Genomic DNA, 18,277 nt, shown 5'->3' with positions numbered 1-18,277 from the left:
AAAACATAAATGAATCACCTCTCATCCCGCGAGTAACTGCGGAAATGCTAGTCCTAATATTTGTCCTATCGTAACAAAAGAATTAACTTTTGAACATATACAAATCGTCATAAACTGCTGTCAAATTTAAGAACATCAGTTTATAGCAAGGCGACTCCAGTACGTCATAATAAAGTTCCTTCATCCGAGTTTACACACAGAAAAAAGCATCCGCCCAAGATCCATATCTTAAGCGAATGCGATCACCCCACGTTTTCAATTGAATGCTCTCGCCATTCTAGAGACGGCCGTCGTGCACGGCGCCCTACCCTCGCAACCTCTTAGCAAGAATTTCCCCTCATGAGCAACGTCTTGACTGAAAAAACACCCTTCTATTCCCTGTTTCAGTAGATGCCTTTATCCTTCAATATCCGCAATGATATTTCGGCCGCCGTACTCCCGCTTGCCTGATCTTCATGCGCAATATTCGTTGCAAAAAAGTAAGTGTTGCCCTCCTTCTCGACGTAACCGACAAACCAACCGTTCGTGTTTTTATGATTGACCGTGCCTGTGCCGGTTTTGCCGAACAGACGGGCACCGCCCCTTTCCTGCAGTTGGATCGCTTGCTTCACCGTCTCGATATGCTTATCGTCGAATCCAAATTGATTCGTATAGAGCGCCTTCAGCAATTGAACCTGCTCAACCGGCGATATCGCTAATGACGATTCCAGCCAAAACGGCTCGGACCTGCCGGATAGATCGGCATTCCCGTACCCGATTCGCTCGAGATACCCCTGCAGCTCGCCCCGGTCCATCCGGTTCTCAAGCGCATGGAAGTACCAATTGACCGAGCTATCCATCGCCGTAAACAGGTTATGGTCCCTATTCCAGGCATCGTACGGGTATTTTTGGCCGTTCCATTCGATGGTCGAGCGTTCGGCCGAAATGGCCCCTGATTCTAGTCCGAACAAAGCGCTGTAGATTTTATAAGTAGAGTCCGGAGACACTCTCCGCGTGCTTTGCGATTCGTTATAGATGCGGTATTGGTCAGCATTCAGGTCATACAGCACGAACGTTCCTTCATAATCCGAAAAATAGGCGCTCAGATCCTCGTATTCGGTATGTTCACCCATAAAATCATATCGCGAATCGTCCCGGTTCATGGCCTCTGCGACGGGAAGCTGGCTTGCCACCATGAGAGCTGCAAGCGCAACAACCGCAAGACTCTTGATGTTTTGCCGCCTGGAGTCCGCCCGAAACCGGACAATCGTCTCGATGCGATGTCGGATCGGGCTCTTCGGGCCCACAAAGGGGCTCGCCAGCGAGAACGGTGCGGAATGCGGTACTCGGCTCGCAAAACGGAGAATCGTTTGGCCGTAATCGCTATGGAAGCGTTCGTCCAAAGATTGCAGCACGGCATGATCGCAGGCGATTTCACGATCCAGCCTCATCTGCTTCAGAGCCATCCAGATGAGCGGGTTGAACCAATACACCGCTTGTAACGCCACGATCCCGTAATTCGTAACGTTATCCTTCGTTTTCCAATGGTTTAATTCATGCAGCAAGATATATCGGATTTCATCCATGGAAAGCCAATCCATGCACCGGGACGGCAGCATCAGGGAGGGTTTCAGCACGCCAGCCAGCATGGGCGATTGAACAAGCGGCGACTCCAACACCATCACTTCCCGGGTGATACGAAGCTTCCGCTTGCACTCCTCCAATACGGCCAGCACATCCGCATTCGATACGGGGCGGGCCGTTTTTTTCATCCGTCTGATGCTCAGCCAAGCTTGCAGAATGATCAGGGCAAAAACAAGCAAACCTGCGATCCATATGCCTACCGTCATGGTTTGCAGAAACTCCGGCGTCCCCCGGTTCACGGAGATGGTGAAGTCCTGCAGCATATTCGCATTAGCAGCCTCTTGCAATCCGGCCCCGTCCCCGGCAACGCCTAAGTCACGGTGCTGCGGCCCGCCCAAACCGGGAACCCACGATGAGAATTGAAATAAATGCCCCGGCATAAAAGGAATCGTTAACGCGACCAATAACAGCATCCAAATCCGGTAGTGCCACCTCGCGGTAAGTTGTTTTCGAAACACGGCTTTGATGCCCATCATTCCCGCTGCGGAAATACTAGATATGATACAGCCTGCGACCAGCATCGAAAACAACATGTCGCCGCTCTCCCTTCTTCCTTAACGAGATACTACCACTATCGCATGACCCGGGCGATATATCAAATCAATCCCTCAGGGCCGAAAGCGCAGCTTCCGCTGCCTTAGCGATCAGCGCATTGTCGTAGTCTGCATCCTGCGCATCCCGGCTTGATAAAATCGCGAGCACGATCGGATCGCCCTCCGGAGGCCAGACAATGGCGATGTCGTTCCGCGTTCCATAACTCCCTGCCCCCGTCTTATCACCGACGACCCAGCCTTCGGGCACGGCCGCGCGAATCAGCTCGTTGCCCGTCGTGTTGCCCCGCAGCATGTCCGTGAGTATCGTTTGTTTATCCTCCAGAAGCACATCGCCAAGGGCAAAAGCGTTGAGCGAGGTGGCTAAAGCTCGTGCCGTGCTTGTATCACGGTCATCCCCAGGCACAGCCTCATTCAGTTCGGTTTCGTAACGATCGGCCTGGATAACCGTATCGCCGATTTGCCGCAAAGCCGCCTCAAAGCCGTCCGGTCCGCCCAGCTGCTTAAGCAGCAGATTGCCGGCCGTGTTGTCGCTATAGCGAATGGCTGCATCCATAATGTCTCTAAGGGTCATCCCCGTCGAAACATGTTTCTCCGTAATGGGCGAATAGGTCACGAGGTCCTCGGCGGAATAGGAGATCATCTCGTCGATGTCCTCGACGGAATTCTGCATAAGCACCGCGCCCGAAGCCAGCGCCTTAAAGGTCGACGTATACGCAAAACGCTCATCCGCCCGATAAGCGATCGTCTCCCCCGATCCCGTGTCGATGGCGTAAACGCCGAGCCTCGCGTCATATTCGTTCTCCAGGTTTTCAAACAACGGATCGGTTGCTGCTGCTTCCACGGTAGACGGCGGAGGCGGAACCTCCTTCCCGGTCTCGGCGGCTGGAGCTTCATTCTTCATACAACCGGCAAGCATAAGTATAGCGGTTAGCACAATCGGTACTATGGTCCATTTCGGCTTGGTCCGAAAATGATATGAATGTTTTGCTTTTAACATATGCAATCCTCATTTCAGCTTGATCTAGGATGGTGCGAATGTTTTCTTAGTCCCCCTTTCCAATCAGTTGGATTACTAATGTAATCTATCATTATACTACATTTGTAATCTGTTGTTGTCAAATGCTCCGCATGATCTCTTTTTGAAACGCTCGGTCGTGCAAGTTGAACCCTATTTTTCCAATAAAAAAGAGCTCGTTCCAACCTTCAGAACGAACTCTCCTTGGCTTTACATGAATCGTTTATCCCCTATTTCCGATCCTCGACCGCTGGCTTGTCGTCCAAGCGTCGACGCTTTAGCATCGTGCGGCAATCACCATTACACCGCGCGCCGGGATAGGCAGCGGCGAGACCGCTATTTGCGCAAAGTCATCGGTTACTGCTTGTCGGATTTCTCGTTCAGCATGTTACGCAGCTCCTTGATCTCCTCTTCCGTTAGCGACTCCTCTTCGAAAAAATGAACAAGCATCGATTTCATCGTCCCGCCGTAGATGCGATTGAGAAACGACTTCGCCTCAGCCCGCTGACACTCGCTCTGGGAATACAGCGGCGTGAACGTGAACACTTTTTGCTGCTGATTGACGCCGACCACCTCTTTTTTGACCAGACGGTCGAGCAAGGTACGAATTGTTTTCGGCTTCCAATCGGTTTTCTCCTGTAATGCTTGAATGACTTCGCTGGCGGTAAGCGGAGATCTCTCCCACAGCACGTTCATGACTTCCCATTCCGCTTCCGAAATTTTTGGCACTTGCTCAGGCACTTTCATCACTTCCCGATTCATTTTGACTCCACCGCAGATTGAAGGCGGCCATGCCGCATACCTTCCGCGGTCCAATCCCGGATGGAAACAAACGGTCCGATCCGGCTGCTGATCTTAATATCGCATGTCTCTTCCAATTTTTCAAACCGGACGTTAGTGCCGGTTCTCCACGTAACCCTTTACCACCGGCGCGGTTTTGCGAACGACGTAGCCGCTGCCGCCGCGATCGCGCACGTCCTCGATCATAACGGCCATCAGAAAATCGAATCCGTCTGCATCATAAACGACGAACCACCCGTTCTCCTGCCCGCTTTCCGCTTTCGTTCGCTTCAGCTCTGCGGTGCCGGTCTTCCCCGCAATTTTGCGGCCCGGGATATATGCCCCGTGCCCTGTCCCTTTGGGATCGTCGACGACCCTAAGCAGCATACGATGGATGGCTTCGGCCGTGTCCGGGGTCAGAACCCGTTCTCCCTGCGCTTCCCCCTGAAGCTCCTTGTCTTTCTTAAGCTCCAATACGGGCGCAACCAGCTTCCCTTCATTGATGAATGGGGTGTAGGACAAGGCCAGATGCAGCGGGCTCATCTGGACTTCCCCTTGTCCATAGGAGGAATCGGCCAGCAGTATTTCGTTCGTGATGCCATCGTTCGACAGGCTTGCCTTCGGGAACGGATAGTCAATCGGCAACGATGCGCCAAACCCGAATTTCTCCGCCTCCCTGCTGAAATCTTCGGCCCCCATCTCGAGCGCTTCCTGGGCCAAATAGATATTGTCGGAATTGACGATCGCGTCGGTAAGATCCTCGACGGGTACGTCCCTCACCCGTTTCACGTAATAGCTCCCCCAGCTGCCATCCTTGGCCCATCGCAGTCCCTCGATCGTTTTGACCTCATCGACGGAGCTCACGCCAAGCTGCAATCCGATGGAAGCGGTAATCGGCTTAAACACCGAACCGGGAGCGTACAGCTTCGTGAATCGGTTCAATAACGGCTTCTTGGGGTCCTCGTTCCACGATTTCCACTGCTCCTCCGATAATCCTTGGATGAACAGGTTCGGATCGTATGCCGGACTGCTGACCAGCGCCAAAATCTCCCCCGTCCGCGGATGAATGGCCGCCCCCGTTCCCGCGTCTCCATCCAGCGAGCGATACATCGATTCTTGCAGGCGGGCATCGATGGTCAGGCGGATATCCTCGCCGTTTGCCGGCTCGACCTTCGCCAGCGTCTCACGCACCGTTCCGTCCGCCGCGATGATCGAGATGTGGACGCCGTCCTTTCCTCTAAGCCGATCGTCGTAAATTTGTTCGAGTCCGGCTTTTCCGATCACGTCGTCGGGCTCCAGGTTTTTGTCCTTATGCTTCTCCATATCCTCCGCGGTGACTTGCCTGATATATCCGGTTAAATGAACGGCCGCTTCCCCGTAGGGGTAGACCCTGGCGCCTTTGTCCCGTTTCGTTACACCCTGCAAATCGCTAAAATCAAGGCGGGCCCGATCCCCCGTCGCATTGACGATCGGCACGAACACATTATCCTTGACCCACGAAGCCGCGAGTTTTTCCCGAATGAACGATTCCGGGATTTCAAGCCGCTTCGCAAGCTGGGCAATCGTCTTCTCCCTGGCCTCTCCAAGTTCGCCCGGCACGATCCCGATCACTTCAATGCTTCCGTTGACGGCAAGCCCGTTGCCCGACCGGTCATAGATTTCCCCCCGCCTCGACTGCAGCGTGCGAACCGTCACCTTATCCCCTTCTTCCATCGATGGGAAGAGCAGGGATGGCTTCCAATCCACTTTCCATTCACCCGTCTCCTGGTCCCTCGCCACGCGCATGGCCCCTTCAACGTCAATCGGGCCTGCGCTCGTATTCATCTTAAGCTGATATGCAAACGTCTTTTCGCTTAATCCGTTGTCAGTCGCCGACTCGCCGGCTTGAGGCAGCGCGGTCACGCTCAGATTGCTCATGCCGATGCCCTCGTAAATGGAACGGTAGCGAGCCGCGAACGCCTCTGCAGGAACCGCCTCTTTCGCCGCTTTGGAGACCAGCTCGTACATGGCTTCATATTGTCCCTGCTGCCAGAGCCCGATGTAGCGATCAAACACCTCTTCCGGGAGGGCCTCTTTCTCTTTGCAGCCCGTAAACATGATCAGGATGATGACGATACAGCCCACATATCGAACACAACGCATGAAATCCCCTCTTTTCCGATTCTTGATAGAATGTTGCCCTTAGATTTGAGCTTGCCGGAGTTTCGGCTCTCTTGCCGTAGCCCTTTTCAAACGCCTTCCCAAAAACAGATTACTAATGTAATCTAAATTGAATACTACATTTGTAATCAAGATGTGTCAATAACTCGAATCTATCGAAGCTGATGCGGATCCCATCACGCCTTGCTTCTTGTGATCGTCAGTTCGGAGACTCGACGATGGACGCTCGACATCGGAGATGCTCGACGACGATGGCTCGACCACCCAGGCTCCATGACAGTGGCTCGACGACATGGCTCGACCACCCAACTCCATGACAGTGGCTCGACGACATGGCTCGACCACCCAACTCCATGACAGTGGCTCGACGACAGTGGCTCGACCACGAGAGGCTCGATAACGGAGGATGAGCCCATCAACCTTTTTAACGAAGCCGCGTATTATTCCTGTCCTTCCAGCTAGCACATAGCAGATAACATTCGATCGACTATCTTGCATTGCAAGTCAAGTCATGCTAAGATGGGTTGCATAACAAGGTAGCGGTTAACATAAGGTAGCAAATCAGCCGGGGGATTACTGAAATCCAGATTCTCTGCCGCACCCACCTACCTTGCATAACAACCTAGTTGGAAAAAGGAGACCACCACCATCTATGACAACACAAAGCCAGATGCTCAAGGGCATTCTCGAAGGCTGCATCCTGGCGCTTATGGAGCACCGGGAAGTGTACGGCTACGAGCTCAGCACCTTGCTGGAGAACAGCGGACTGACGTTTGTAAGCGAGGGAAGCATCTATCCGCTCCTGCTTCGAATGCAGAAAGAAGCGTTAATCGAAGGCACCCTACGCTCCGAGCCGGGTGCAGGCGGACCACCCCGCAAATACTACAGGCTGACCGGCAAAGGACAGGAGACGCTGCAGCAATTCAAGCTGCATTGGGGAACGCTTAAAGAGAGCGTGGACTTTATTTTAACTTCCGGAGGCAAAAAGCATGAAGATTAAACAAATGATCAAGGAAAACAACCGGCTTCAGGATGCAATGACACCCGGCAATTTGTCATATTATCAGGACATGGTTGTCTATATACGAAGCAGTTCCGTCAATGAAGCAAAGGGCGAGGAGCTGCTGCTGGAAATCGGCCAGCATCTGCTGGATGCTCAGGCTAAAGGAAAGACTGCGGAAGAAGTCTTCGGCAGCGATCCGGAAGTCTATTGCAAAGACCTGGTTGAGCAGCTGCCGCCTATGAAGGGCCTCAACAAACTGCAGCTTCACGTTATGATTCCTTGGATCTCGTTGACATGGTTCTTTTTCGTGCAGGCGATCGTTGGTTTTATTGTCACTTGGACGGGAGGTCCGGTCGAGCGGATGACGCAGGTACGGGTTTCAACGCTGATTCTCTTGGCCGGAGGCTCCTACATCTTGATTCAATTAATAATGAAATGGATGAAGAACGGAACGTTCCAACCGGAAGAAGAGCGGCGCAAAATCAATATCCGCCATATGGGCATTTACGTCGTTATCGCTGTAGTCATTCTTGTCGGCGGCGTGTGGCTGGGGCGGCTGCTCCCGGTGCTTCATATTCAGCCTTGGGTCAGCCTTGTCATTTTTGTCATCGGACTCTTGGGAACGAAGCTGTTTTTTTCGAGCAAATAATGCAAAATCGCCGCAATTTCGTTATAGTTCATGAAGATTTTTTTAATATTTTCCAAAAAAATTGTAAACCCATGTCCGGTAGAAGGTGGTAGGATAAGGGTAATGCGTGGTAAAAGGAGGAAATCTCTTTATGAAATCCAAAAAGTCCGCCGTGGCTGCGATCCTTGCCCTTGCTCTATCCCTTCAGACGGGAATCATTGCGGGAGCAGCCCCTTCTTCGGAAACCAAATCAGCTTCAACAGCCGCCTCAAATAAAGCCACTGCCTTCGGCAATGCCGTATACAACAAGGCCAGCAAATTGCTGAAGGAGAAAGACGTCGCATACGCCAAGAAGTATATCACCAAGCATATCCGCAGCGTAACCCGTTATCAGGCGACCATGCTTGTATTGAAGCTGGAGAATGCGATGAAAAAGCAGCTGTCAGCCAAGACCGACATCGTCTATAAGACCGGCATCCAAGACAAACTAATGAACATTTACAAATACAATGAGCCCATCAGCGCTACGCTCAGCCGCACGAAGGACGACAATCTCAGACAAGTCCTGATCAATTTGCGCGACAGCGGCTACCGGTTGTTCACGACCGAAGGCGTTGTATTCCCGATCGTCGACTATAAGTCGCTGGTGTCTTACAAGCCGTATATTAACAAAGATATTCAAGCCTATATCGACATCATGGTGGTTGAATCCGAGAAGGTATCCGTCAGCGATGGTGCACTCATTATTCCTTGGTCGGACGTCATTGATCGGGGGCTGGTCCAGGAAGCTTTCCTAAAAGCTCATCCTAAATCAAACCGGGCCGCTGAAGTGGAGCGCATGCTGTGGTTCATGGAGTTCAGCCTGTTCTACGGCTACAACAACACGCCGCTCTTCGCTTATGAAGATAATCTCCTTGATCCCGAGGTGCGCCAAGCGCTGGATCAAGCCTTGAAGCGCAATGACATCGAGAACAGCCCGTTCCTGAAAAAGCTAAAAGCCTGGTCCGACGTCCTTAAAAGCAACAATGACAAGCTGACAAAGGAAGTCGAGGACTACCGCCAAAAGGAGTTCCCGCTGGAATAAGCGATTGGAACTTAATTCTTAAATAGCCATATTTATTTTGTAATATATAGAGAATAGTAACTTGATTAGGATGGGATTACTTTGGTTAGGAAACAAACGATTGTACCATTTTTGAAAAGCTATTGGGTATCTACTATTGGCGTATTTTTATTATCACAAATGTTCTTTTTCACATCTGAAGCAACAGGTTGGATACTTAACTACAGAGATACGGATGGAACGTTATTTGGAAGGATTCTTGACTCTACTATTTTCACTGAATGGTTTAATTTCTACGAAACGCCCCAATATAATTTACTTACTGTCTTTTTTGGCATCTTTTTTCTTGTTCCTGGAATAATCAGTGTGATAAGAAAGGTTTTTTCTCGCTGAGTTTAAGAACCTTACCTACACTTTAGGAAAACGAATACCAATTGCTGATTTAAGTTCTAATTGTTATGTGTCCAATTGGTTTAACTGCATTATGCTAAGCACTTTGAGTACAACCAAAAAGCCGGATTCCTGGAAGGGGAATCCGGCTTTTCAATGTGAGCGCAAGTCAACGCTTCGCACTTACAAGTTCCAAAAATGGAATTGTTCACGGGATTTCACGCCGCGACTCACCAACAAGTCCCCAAAAGGGACTTGTTCGCGGGATTTCCCGCCGCTACGCACCAACAAGTCCCCAAATGCTCTTCTGTCAAGAAAGTAGACACCTCTAAGCTAAGCTATGCACTCGTAATAGCACTGCTCAAAACGCACCGGGGACATATACCCAATCGTACTGTTAGAACGTTTTCGGTTGTAAAAAAATTCAAGGTACCGGTACAGCTTCTGCCCGGCTTCCTCTTTTGTTTTAAACTTAGGTTTGCTGTAAATGAATTCTCGCTTTAGGATACTGTGAAACGCTTCAATACAGGCGTTGTCGTAGCAGTTTCCTTTGCGGCTCATACTGGGCTTCATGTTAAATTGCTTCAACTGTTCACGGTACTCTTTAGCGCGGCATATTGCGAACCGCGGTCGGAATGGTGAATCAATCCCTTCGGAGGCTTCTTAGCAGCATACGCCATCTTTAGGGCATCGAGGGTAAGGTCTGTGGTCATCCGATCGCTTAGCTTCCAACCGACGATTTGTTTGGTGTACAGATCCAGGATGCTCGCAAGGTAGAGTTTCCCTTGGCGGCAGGGGATGTACGTGATGTCAGCGACCCACTTTTCGTTGGGCTTTGTGGCTTTGAAATTTTGTTCCAACACGTTAGGGGCAATCGGGAGATCATGCTTGGAATCGGTCGTAACCACTCGGAACTTACGGGCCATGCATGAACGAAGGCCATGTTCGCGCATAATGAGGCCCACCGTACGTTCCGATACCGTCCATCCTTCCTTCACCAGCTCGTTTCGTATTCGGGGACTGCCGTAGGTTTCATCGGAGTCATAGAAGTGCCATTTCACACGTTCAGCCAGCGTTGCCTTACGTTTTTCCCGTTCAGAAGCTTCAGAGGTACGCCATTTGTAATAACCGCTCCGAGACACGTGAAAGAGAACGCACATCTTCTCCAATCGAAACTCGGAGCGATGATCTTCGATAAACTGGAACCTTAGTTCTTTTCTTTGCTGAAGATGTGCATGGCCTTTTTTAGGATCGCAATTTCTTCTCTCAAATCATCAATTTCGCGTTTCTGATCTTCGATAAGTTGGGTTTGCTGACGTAAGGTTTCCCCATGATTGACAGGCTCGTGCTCGAATGTTCGATACTTTTTGACCCAGTTGCGTAATGTGCCTGGATTAATGTTCAACTCATCGGCGATCTGCTCCAGCGTCTTCGACTGTTCTTGCACGTACTTTACGGTTTCACGCTTAAATGTCTCGTTGTAATGTTGTCTATTGCCACTCATTTTTTTTGACACCCTCTCGTCTGCTTTGTTTCATTATCGTTTTATCACTAAGGGGTGTCCACTTTTTATTCTAGCTGCAAAAAGGGACTTGTTAGCGGAATCTCCCGCCGCGACGCACCTACAAGTCCCCAAAAGGGACTTGTTCACGGGATTTCACGCCGCGATGCACCAACAAGTCCCCAAAAGGGACTTGCTCGCGGAATTTCGCGCCGCGCGATGCACCAACAAGTCCCCAAAAGGGACTTGTTCACGGGATTTCACGCCGCGATGCACCAACAAGTCCCCAGAAGGGACTTGTTCACGGAAATTCCCGCCGCTACGCACTTACAAGTCCCCAAAAGGGACTTGTTCACGGGACTTCGCGCCGTTACGCACCAACAAGTCCCCAAAAGGGACTTGTTTGCAGAATCTCCCGCCGCGACGCACCAGCAAGTCCCCAAAAGGGACTTGTTCACGGAAATTCCCGCCGCGACGCACCAACAAGTCCCCAAAAGGGACTTTCCGCCTCTGGCTCACCAGCGGTTGCCCCTTCCCCGCTCCATCAAGCTCACGTTTTCAACGCGAGGCTTCCTTTTTTACCTAACCCGCATCAGATCAGCAGGTTGAACAAATTCATGTTCTTGTTCAGCTCGGTGTAGTCAAGACCCTTGCGCTGCATCCGCTCGATGAGAGGGCCGTAATCCTCCGGACGAAGCAGCTCTATTCCTACAAGCGCAGGCCCGTTCTCCTTGTTGTGCTTCTTCGTATATTCAAACCGGGCGATGTCGTCGTCAGGGCCGAGCACCTCTTCGAGGAACTCGCGCAGAGCCCCGGCACGCTGCGGGAAATTAATCATGAAGTAATGCTTCAGCCCTTCATAGATCAGGGATCGCTCCTTGATCTCCTGCATCCGGTCGATGTCATTGTTTCCGCCGCTGATGATGCACACAACGGTTTTGCCGCGAATCTTATCCCGGTTCATGTCCAGTGCAGCCACCGCCAGCGAACCGGCAGGCTCAACAACGATTGCATTCTCGTTGTACAGCTCCAGGATGGTTGTGCAGGCTTTCCCCTCCGGTACCATCACGATGTCGTCCACCAGCTCATTGCAAATATCATAGGTCAGCTGCCCGACGCGCTTGACCGCAGCTCCATCCACAAACTTGTCGATTTCGTCCATCGTGACAACCTCGCCCTGCTTCTTCGACTCAAGCATGGAGGCCGCGCCAAGCGGTTCAACACCGATGACTTGTGTCGATGGGCTCACCGTTTTCACATAGGTCGCCACCCCGGCCGCAAGTCCGCCGCCGCCGATGGTCACAAATACATAATCAGCTGGAGCATCAAGGTCCTCCATAACCTCCATGCCGATCGTTCCGTTCCCGGCGATAATCTTCGCTTCGTCAAACGGATGGATAAAGGCCATTCCATGCTCCTCGCAAGCCTTGATCGCTTCATGATAGGCATCATCAAACGTATCCCCCGTCAAAATCACCTCAACACTGTCCCCGCCGAAACGCTTCACCTGCTTCACCTTCTGGTTCGGGGTGGTGCTTGGCATATAAATCTTGCCCTTGATGTTGAGCGCATTGCACGAGAATGCCACGCCCTGCGCGTGATTGCCGGCACTGGCGCATACGATGCCAGCACGACGTTCCTCATCGGACAAGCTGCGAATCATATTGTAAGCGCCCCGGATCTTGAATGACCGGACCACCTGCAGATCCTCTCGCTTCAAATACACATCGCAATTATATTTGGCTGATAATACGGCATCCCGCTGCAACGGGGTGCGGACGATCACTTCGCGAAGCACATGGTGCGCGCGTACGATATCTTCCATGCTGACGGCCTTGCGCTCAGCTTGCAATTCCTTCACTTCTCTCACTCCACTTCACCGTCCGGGCGGCAAAATCGCCTTTATCTCTACCCTTGAACTTTTTTTATTTCTCCTATTGTAACACTTTTCATCGTAATTTCTCGGGTCATTTTACACGAATTTTAGCCCGGAATACGCTGCTCCCTCTAATAATATCCATCGGGGAATACAAGAGACTCCTTGACTCGTTGACTAAGCAGCAATTTTGATCGCCCGCATACGCACGATTCTGACCTAGGCGAAAAACAAGGTGCAGCAGATGCTAAAAACATTTCCAATCTCCCATTTCTCAAAGAACAGATAGCTTCCAAAAAAAAGATAAGGCCGGAGAGTTCCCCGGCCCGATACATACATATTTTTTGCAGGAAGGGTAACCTCACCCGTACTGTAAATAAACGGCCAAGAGGTGAAATGCCTGCAACCCGCTTGAGACGTTGCGCTAATCCATCGTAGTCGTAATCTGGTTTGGACAGTGACACTCCGCCTAATCCATCGCGATCGTAATCGGGATTCCCGACAGAGAAGTGATAATAATGTTCCCCTGCCCGATGCGTACTCCAAGCTTCTCCGCGGCAGCCTGACCCGCACCTTGATCAGCACCTGCAACCAACGAGAAACGTTGCTGCTTCGCAGCAGGATCATTGCCAGCAATAACCTCCGAATGGACACCATGGGAGCGTGGTCCAGGGCACGCTTGCTCGGATGTCGATCCAAGATCCCGCGGTTTTCCGTATACGGCCGAAACCAGCCAATGGGTGCCTCGATCAAGCCTTGCTCTTAACGTTGGGATAACGGTGCGGGGATGCAGCAGATTCGTGTTTGCATGCGGATAGATCAGCTCAGCCGCGTCAAATCCGAGCAGGCCGTGCACGGAGCTTCCGCCCCAGAGGGTAGAGGCCGCAGCCCTTCGACCCTCAACGATAGCCCCCCCGCCTTCCGTCAAGCCCACACCACGCTCGCCAAGCCCTAAGGCAAAACCTCCCTCAGCCGCCTCCAGCGGCCTTTCCGTATGAATCCGGTGAATCCGAATATGCCAAGGCAGTCCCGCCACCAGCCAGGTACGGACTTCAACGTTCGCCCAAGGCTTCCATCTGGCATACAGCACCTGATCCTGAATCCACGCTTCCTCGCACTTTCGCTTCACCCTGAACAGTTGATCCCCTTCGCTGAGGGCGAGCATGGAATCGAAGGCACCTTGGGAGAGCCCCCATTCCGCACGCGGAACGCTGAACGCGAAGGCAGTTGAGTAGGCGAACTTCTCGTACTTGGCCGACGTGTGCGTATGCTCATTGGAGGACAAATGCCCCGTATTAAAAGCCGTCACATGACCGGTCTCCGGCTCCCGGCAGACGACCAGGTGCGCGGGCTCCTGCACGGAGATACGCTCCAGCGTTGGAAGCTCCTCTTCCTCCGCTGTCCAGAACGGGTCATTTTCGGCCAGCGCCAGTACGAGAAAGGTTTTTAGCGACCAGTAGGAGGAGCCTGGCGAATTATAATTTTCGGACATGATCTGGTTCGGGTAGGCATACCCGATCGTTAGGATGCCGCCGCGGTCGAAGATCGGCTGCCGGAACCACCAACGGAGGTTTCTCAGCACGAGGCCTTTGAGCTCGCCCGGCTTGAATCCGTCCATACCTGCGAATGCCGCCGCCGACCAGAAGGCGGATTGCGCGAACCGGTAGGTCAGGCTCCGGCCGTAGGGGATGGCGGCACCGTCCGGCGCATGCCAATAGACAAAGTCCGAAGCAAAGGCAGCGGCCCGCTCCAGATACCGCTCGGCGCGCTTCGGGTCCTCATTTGCCATCAGCCGGGCATAGACCAGACCATAGTAATGGATCGCAAAAGGCCCATAGTAATCGCAGTGTCCACCGACACCGTCACTGTACCACCCGCCTGACAGATAGAATTCGTCGATCCGGTTCAGGTTTCGTTCCACCTGCTCCTCATCGTAAGGAAGGCCCGCCTTCCGGAAGCCGATGTTAACCAGCACGTTGAAGAACAGCCAGTTGCAGTCATAACAAGGGTGCCTATTGATCTGATTCAACCATTGGTACAGATTGGCTTGCTCCCGCTCGTTCAGCGGATGCCAAATCCGGTCCGGCACAAGTGCCAGCGCCAAACCGAATACCGCCATCTCGACAAGCCGCTGATCATAATCGGTGACCTCTCCCCAGTACTCCTCATGTTCCGGGTCCGTGCCTGTGCGGATGCCGTCCAGGCACCGCTCCCACAGCTCCTCATGACCTCCGCCGGCAATGGCTGGTACAAGTCCCCAGAGCACCCTGGAGAAGCCCTCCATCTCGGCGACATTCGCCGAATACCCCGTGCCTGTGCTCCCGATGGACAGTCTCGCGTACCCTTTGCTGTAATACGGCTGCAGGGGTGCAAGGAGCTCGCCGAGAGCACGGTACATATCCTGCCGGGTCTTTAGCGGATTCCCCGCAACAGGGTGCAGGCCAGCGCCGGCTGCAGGCCAGTTCGTCCTATCTATGCTCATATTACCTTGAAGACTCATTTTGCTTCACGCTCCTTCGCCAAGCTTCATCTTTCCGGGCCCGGGACATATGGCCGGGCAGCGGCTTTACTTCAGACCATACACCATACCGTCCACACACCGTACCCATAGGAAGCCGTACGCACGGCGCGGCTACCTAATAAAGCTACTCCCAGTAAAACGGCCCCTGTCCCTGAAGCCGAGCCAAGCCTTCCACAAAGAAGTAGTCCCCATAGATGAGCGGCACGTCGATATTGCGCCCCTCCGGCACATGGCTTGTTCCGTGGAGGATCAAGCCCTCCTCGTTGTCATCGTCCCAAGCACCATAGTTTCGGTACAGCGATTCAAGAATTCGCTGAGCCGGTGTTCGGTAAATGGATGCCTCCACGGCCCCAGCCTTCTCCGCGAGCAGCAGCAGACCGCTGGCCGCGCACGCGCCGGCGGAAGAATCGCGGTAAATCCTCGCTTCATCCGGTGCGCGGAAATCCCAATACGGCACATGATCCTCCGGCAGATTCGCCAGGAAGAAATGCGCGACCGTCTTCGCTGTATCCAGATAAATTTGCTTTCCGGTATGATGATAGGCGAGCGTCAAGCCGTACAGCGCCCAGGCGGTTCCCCGGGACCAGGCCGATTCCGGCGCATAGCCCTGCCCGCCGAGGCCTTCCAGGCGTTCGCCGGTTGCCGGATCGTACCGGATAATATGATAGACCGATCCGTCCGGACGGACAAAGTCACGAACGACCGTATCCATATGCGCTTCCGCCACATGCCGGTACCGCGGATCTCCGCTGATCTCCGAAGCCAGGAACAGCAGCGGCGTGTTCATCGAGCAGTCGATAATCGCCAGCCCGGCGTTGTCCTCCCCTTCTATCCATGGGTTCCACGCCCGGATGTACCGGCCCTTAATATTAAAGCGTGCGGCCAAATAATTCGCCGCCTTCAGCGCCCGAATCTTCGACGTCTCGTTTCCGGTCAGCTTATAGGACGCCATGCTGGTCAGCGTCCACATGAAACCGAGATCATGATCCAGCCGCACGTAATCGTTCAGTACGTCATCCAGCCGTCGTTCGCAGGCTTCCGCAGCAGCGCGCAGCTCCTCGTCCCGGCTGCCGGTGTACAGCAGCCACAGCATGCCCGGCCAGAAGCCGGCAGTCCACCAGTGCGGCGCCTCCAGCTCATACCTTCCGTTCTGGCTTGCATGCGGGAAGCCGTCTCCAATGCGCTTGACGTTCCGCTGCGTCTTCGCCAGCGCCTTCATCCATGCTTCCGTCTTCCAATCCAATGCCGCTTCCGTCTTCATCTTCATTCTCCTTCGCCTATTTTGACTTAAATGAATCGAAACTCGAACGCCAGCGCCATGACCGTTTCGGGCTGCTTCACCTCAAAATCAACCGCATACCACAACGCTTCCTTGCCGTAATGATCACGATACGTACGTGCCTGAACGGCGGCCGTCAGCCGACCATCGTCATATCGGATGACCAATCCGCTTTTCCCTTTACTGCCCCCCAGAACGACCGCATGTTCCCCGTCCTCGAGCCGGATGTCCGGCTTCACCCGCGTAACGATTCGCTCAAGCAGGCTGTCCGGCGGTCGGTTGAAGCGATACTCGTCGATGACGGTCAGTTCGGGCTGCGGCCTCCTTTTGTTCCATACCATCGTCCGTATAAGTCCAAGCAGCTCGGGTTCGCGATATGCCTTCGTCAAATCGAGCCGCAGCCGAGCCTCTTCCGTTTCCAGTGACGCTTCGAGCACGATCGCTTCGCTGTCCGGCCCCTCGCTCTGCCCCCGGCCGTTGATCACCGGCACGGAATGCCCCTGGGAACCGTTGCAATCATAGCCGTACCGCCCTTCGCCGAAGTAGTCGGCCGTATATTCCCCGCATCCCAGATCCGAGCACCATACTTCCCCCGCACCGTACAGGATAAAGTGCCCGAGGTCGTTATGATTGTGAGGCTCGTCATTTCGTCCTCCCTTGGCCGCGAACCCGTATCGCTCATGACCGGACGCGACCCGGGAAATGAGCCACTGGGCGTCTTCCAAATAATAGTCGGCCTCCCCCCACTCCTTTCCCGTTCTCCCGGGATCCAGCCAGATGAGGTTCCGCAGGGCCGGTGCCCAGCGGCTGCAATGATCCTCCCGATACCCCGCCGAAAGGGAGAGGGGCGGAGATTCGAACGCCTCATAGATTCCCGCTAAGTAGTGGGACAAGCCGGTCTGGACGGCAGCACGCGGCTGGGAATCGGAGAAGTTTGCGACCGCCCCGCCGCCAAGGAAGCATTTTTGCTGAAACAAAGCGATTTTCGAAACCTTTTCCTCCCGGAGCCAGTCGATCGCTCCCCGGCTGCGTTTGCGCAGCAGATCGGCATAATAAACGAAATAACCGAAGCCGTAATTCCAGTAGCCGAGACCCTCCAGACAAGCGCCATCCGCACCGAAGCCCTGAAGATAGCAAGCCATGCTCGCTTCTGTACGCTTCAGGATTTGGGTTAGCCGCTCCGAATCCTGCACGAGCAATAGCGCGGCCGAGCCGACAGAGCCCGCACACACGGCGGACCAATTGTGGGTCGCCGTCTCCCAACCGTGCATGTGATCCAGAAAGGGCTTGAACAGCCGCTCGTTCACTTCGTCAGCTATCCTTGAATGAAGCAGCGGTGGCAGCATATCTCCGAGCAGCAGACGGATTTCACTCAAGGCGAACCCGGTCTCGGCGCTGAACAAATCGATGGTCCCCCGGATTTTCTCCGCAGACGAGGCATCCACATGCGCGGGCAGGCACCACGTATATTCGTCGCATATTGCCCACAGGATGTCGTGCAGAGACGTCAAATAATCCTCCCGCTCCGGGTGAAGAAGCGACAGAAGCGCGAACGTGTTCATTCTCCGTCTGCGTTCGAAGTAAACCCGCTCATACTCGAGCCTCGTCCCCTGCCGTTCATACAACGCGAACAGCCCATAGGTCAGCTGGGGGATCGAATCCTGCGACAAGCGCACGCCTTCCTCTTCGATCTCCCGGAGCGCGCTCCGGTATGCCGGATGGCTCAGGACGCCTTGCCAGAAGCGTCGCTGATCTCCGCCCGGGTAATAGAGCCGCAGATCCGCCGGGGCCATCCCGCGAACGATAGAGCCAAGCTCCCGATTCTTCTCCATGTGTACCGTTCCCCCTCCAATTTTCGTCCAGCCTTCATCAAACGCTTAAAAT

Annotated in this window: 15 protein-coding genes; 4 read left to right on the top strand and 11 right to left on the bottom strand. The window is 53.4% G+C overall.

What is annotated here, in order from left to right:
* Nucleotides 1-383 precede the first annotated feature (383 nt).
* From NST08_RS04325 to NST08_RS04310, 4 genes are all read right to left on the bottom strand, one after another.
* The gene (locus NST08_RS04325; RefSeq protein WP_341341487.1) at nt 384-2,156 is read right to left on the bottom strand and encodes a BlaR1 family beta-lactam sensor/signal transducer; all 1,773 of its coding nucleotides are present in this window, start codon (nt 2,154-2,156) and stop codon (nt 384-386) included.
* Nucleotides 2,157-2,223: 67 nt separating this feature from the next.
* Entirely contained in the window at nt 2,224-3,174 is a 951-nt protein-coding gene (gene bla, locus NST08_RS04320; protein ID WP_341341486.1) for a class A beta-lactamase, read from the bottom strand.
* A 375-nt stretch (nt 3,175-3,549) separates the two neighbouring features.
* Nucleotides 3,550-3,933: a penicillinase repressor BlaI gene (blaI, locus tag NST08_RS04315; protein WP_341342608.1), complete on the bottom strand. Its 384-nt coding sequence runs from the start codon at nt 3,931-3,933 to the stop codon at nt 3,550-3,552.
* A gap of 153 nt (nt 3,934-4,086) precedes the next feature.
* Nucleotides 4,087-6,114, bottom strand: coding sequence for a penicillin-binding transpeptidase domain-containing protein (locus NST08_RS04310; protein ID WP_341341485.1), 2,028 nt, complete (start codon nt 6,112-6,114; stop codon nt 4,087-4,089).
* A gap of 670 nt (nt 6,115-6,784) precedes the next feature.
* On the opposite strand from NST08_RS04310, the gene NST08_RS04305 reads away from it, so the two are divergent.
* The 4 genes from NST08_RS04305 (at nt 6,785) to NST08_RS04290 (ending at nt 9,219) form a co-directional block, all read left to right on the top strand.
* Nucleotides 6,785-7,132, top strand: a complete 348-nt coding sequence (locus NST08_RS04305) for a PadR family transcriptional regulator (protein ID WP_251536263.1) — start codon at nt 6,785-6,787, stop codon at nt 7,130-7,132.
* Nucleotides 7,122-7,784 (top strand): DUF1129 family protein, encoded by a 663-nt coding sequence (locus NST08_RS04300; RefSeq protein ID WP_341341484.1) that lies wholly within the window; start codon nt 7,122-7,124, stop codon nt 7,782-7,784. Before NST08_RS04305 ends, NST08_RS04300 begins: the two co-directional genes overlap by 11 nt.
* A 130-nt stretch (nt 7,785-7,914) precedes the next feature.
* Complete coding sequence (locus NST08_RS04295; protein WP_341341483.1) at nt 7,915-8,847, top strand: hypothetical protein; 933 nt, start codon at nt 7,915-7,917, stop codon at nt 8,845-8,847.
* Between the two features lie 81 nt (nt 8,848-8,928).
* Nucleotides 8,929-9,219, top strand: coding sequence for a YfzA family protein (locus tag NST08_RS04290; RefSeq protein WP_210095616.1), 291 nt, complete (start codon nt 8,929-8,931; stop codon nt 9,217-9,219).
* A gap of 330 nt (nt 9,220-9,549) precedes the next feature.
* Here the strand turns inward: NST08_RS04290 and NST08_RS29885 are convergent, their stop codons facing one another.
* The 7 genes from NST08_RS29885 to NST08_RS04260 form a co-directional block, all read right to left on the bottom strand.
* Nucleotides 9,550-9,777: an IS3 family transposase gene (locus NST08_RS29885; RefSeq protein WP_167324143.1), complete on the bottom strand. Its 228-nt coding sequence runs from the start codon at nt 9,775-9,777 to the stop codon at nt 9,550-9,552.
* Between the two features lie 23 nt (nt 9,778-9,800).
* Entirely contained in the window at nt 9,801-10,412 is a 612-nt protein-coding gene (locus tag NST08_RS04285; protein ID WP_341035058.1) for an IS3 family transposase, read from the bottom strand.
* Nucleotides 10,413-10,423: 11 nt separating this feature from the next.
* Nucleotides 10,424-10,720: a transposase gene (locus tag NST08_RS04280; protein WP_007131733.1), complete on the bottom strand. Its 297-nt coding sequence runs from the start codon at nt 10,718-10,720 to the stop codon at nt 10,424-10,426.
* A 589-nt stretch (nt 10,721-11,309) separates the two neighbouring features.
* Nucleotides 11,310-12,578, bottom strand: coding sequence for a threonine ammonia-lyase IlvA (gene ilvA, locus NST08_RS04275; protein ID WP_028407068.1), 1,269 nt, complete (start codon nt 12,576-12,578; stop codon nt 11,310-11,312).
* 484 nt (nt 12,579-13,062) lie between these two features.
* Nucleotides 13,063-15,075, bottom strand: a complete 2,013-nt coding sequence (locus NST08_RS04270; RefSeq protein ID WP_210095590.1) for a DUF2264 domain-containing protein — start codon at nt 15,073-15,075, stop codon at nt 13,063-13,065.
* Between the two features lie 163 nt (nt 15,076-15,238).
* The gene (locus NST08_RS04265) at nt 15,239-16,375 is read right to left on the bottom strand and encodes a glycoside hydrolase family 88 protein (protein ID WP_210095588.1); all 1,137 of its coding nucleotides are present in this window, start codon (nt 16,373-16,375) and stop codon (nt 15,239-15,241) included.
* Nucleotides 16,376-16,401: 26 nt separating this feature from the next.
* Entirely contained in the window at nt 16,402-18,225 is a 1,824-nt protein-coding gene (locus tag NST08_RS04260; protein WP_007132701.1) for a heparinase II/III domain-containing protein, read from the bottom strand.
* Between the last annotated feature and the right edge of the window lie 52 nt (nt 18,226-18,277).

Origin of the sequence: Paenibacillus sp. FSL K6-1566, assembly GCF_038050475.1 — a bacterium.
Taxonomy (GTDB): domain Bacteria; phylum Bacillota; class Bacilli; order Paenibacillales; family Paenibacillaceae; genus Paenibacillus_AQ; species Paenibacillus_AQ lactis.
The sequence above is the reverse complement of the archived record's forward strand: the minus strand, read 5'-3'. Positions and strand labels throughout refer to the sequence as shown.

Excerpts from the sequence above, each read along its gene's own strand:
- NST08_RS04325 (WP_341341487.1), bottom strand. The coding sequence starts at position 2,156 with ATGTTGTTTTCGATGCTGGTCGCAGGCTGTATCATATCTAGTATTTCC.
- bla (WP_341341486.1), bottom strand. The coding sequence starts at position 3,174 with ATGTTAAAAGCAAAACATTCATATCATTTTCGGACCAAGCCGAAATGG.
- NST08_RS04310 (WP_341341485.1), bottom strand. The coding sequence starts at position 6,114 with ATGCGTTGTGTTCGATATGTGGGCTGTATCGTCATCATCCTGATCATG.
- NST08_RS04305 (WP_251536263.1), top strand. The coding sequence starts at position 6,785 with ATGACAACACAAAGCCAGATGCTCAAGGGCATTCTCGAAGGCTGCATC.
- NST08_RS04300 (WP_341341484.1), top strand. The coding sequence starts at position 7,122 with ATGAAGATTAAACAAATGATCAAGGAAAACAACCGGCTTCAGGATGCA.
- NST08_RS04295 (WP_341341483.1), top strand. The coding sequence starts at position 7,915 with ATGAAATCCAAAAAGTCCGCCGTGGCTGCGATCCTTGCCCTTGCTCTA.
- NST08_RS29885 (WP_167324143.1), bottom strand. The coding sequence starts at position 9,777 with ATGAGCCGCAAAGGAAACTGCTACGACAACGCCTGTATTGAAGCGTTT.
- NST08_RS04280 (WP_007131733.1), bottom strand. The coding sequence starts at position 10,720 with ATGAGTGGCAATAGACAACATTACAACGAGACATTTAAGCGTGAAACC.
- NST08_RS04270 (WP_210095590.1), bottom strand. The coding sequence starts at position 15,075 with ATGAGCATAGATAGGACGAACTGGCCTGCAGCCGGCGCTGGCCTGCAC.
- NST08_RS04265 (WP_210095588.1), bottom strand. The coding sequence starts at position 16,375 with ATGAAGACGGAAGCGGCATTGGATTGGAAGACGGAAGCATGGATGAAG.
- NST08_RS04260 (WP_007132701.1), bottom strand. The coding sequence starts at position 18,225 with ATGGAGAAGAATCGGGAGCTTGGCTCTATCGTTCGCGGGATGGCCCCG.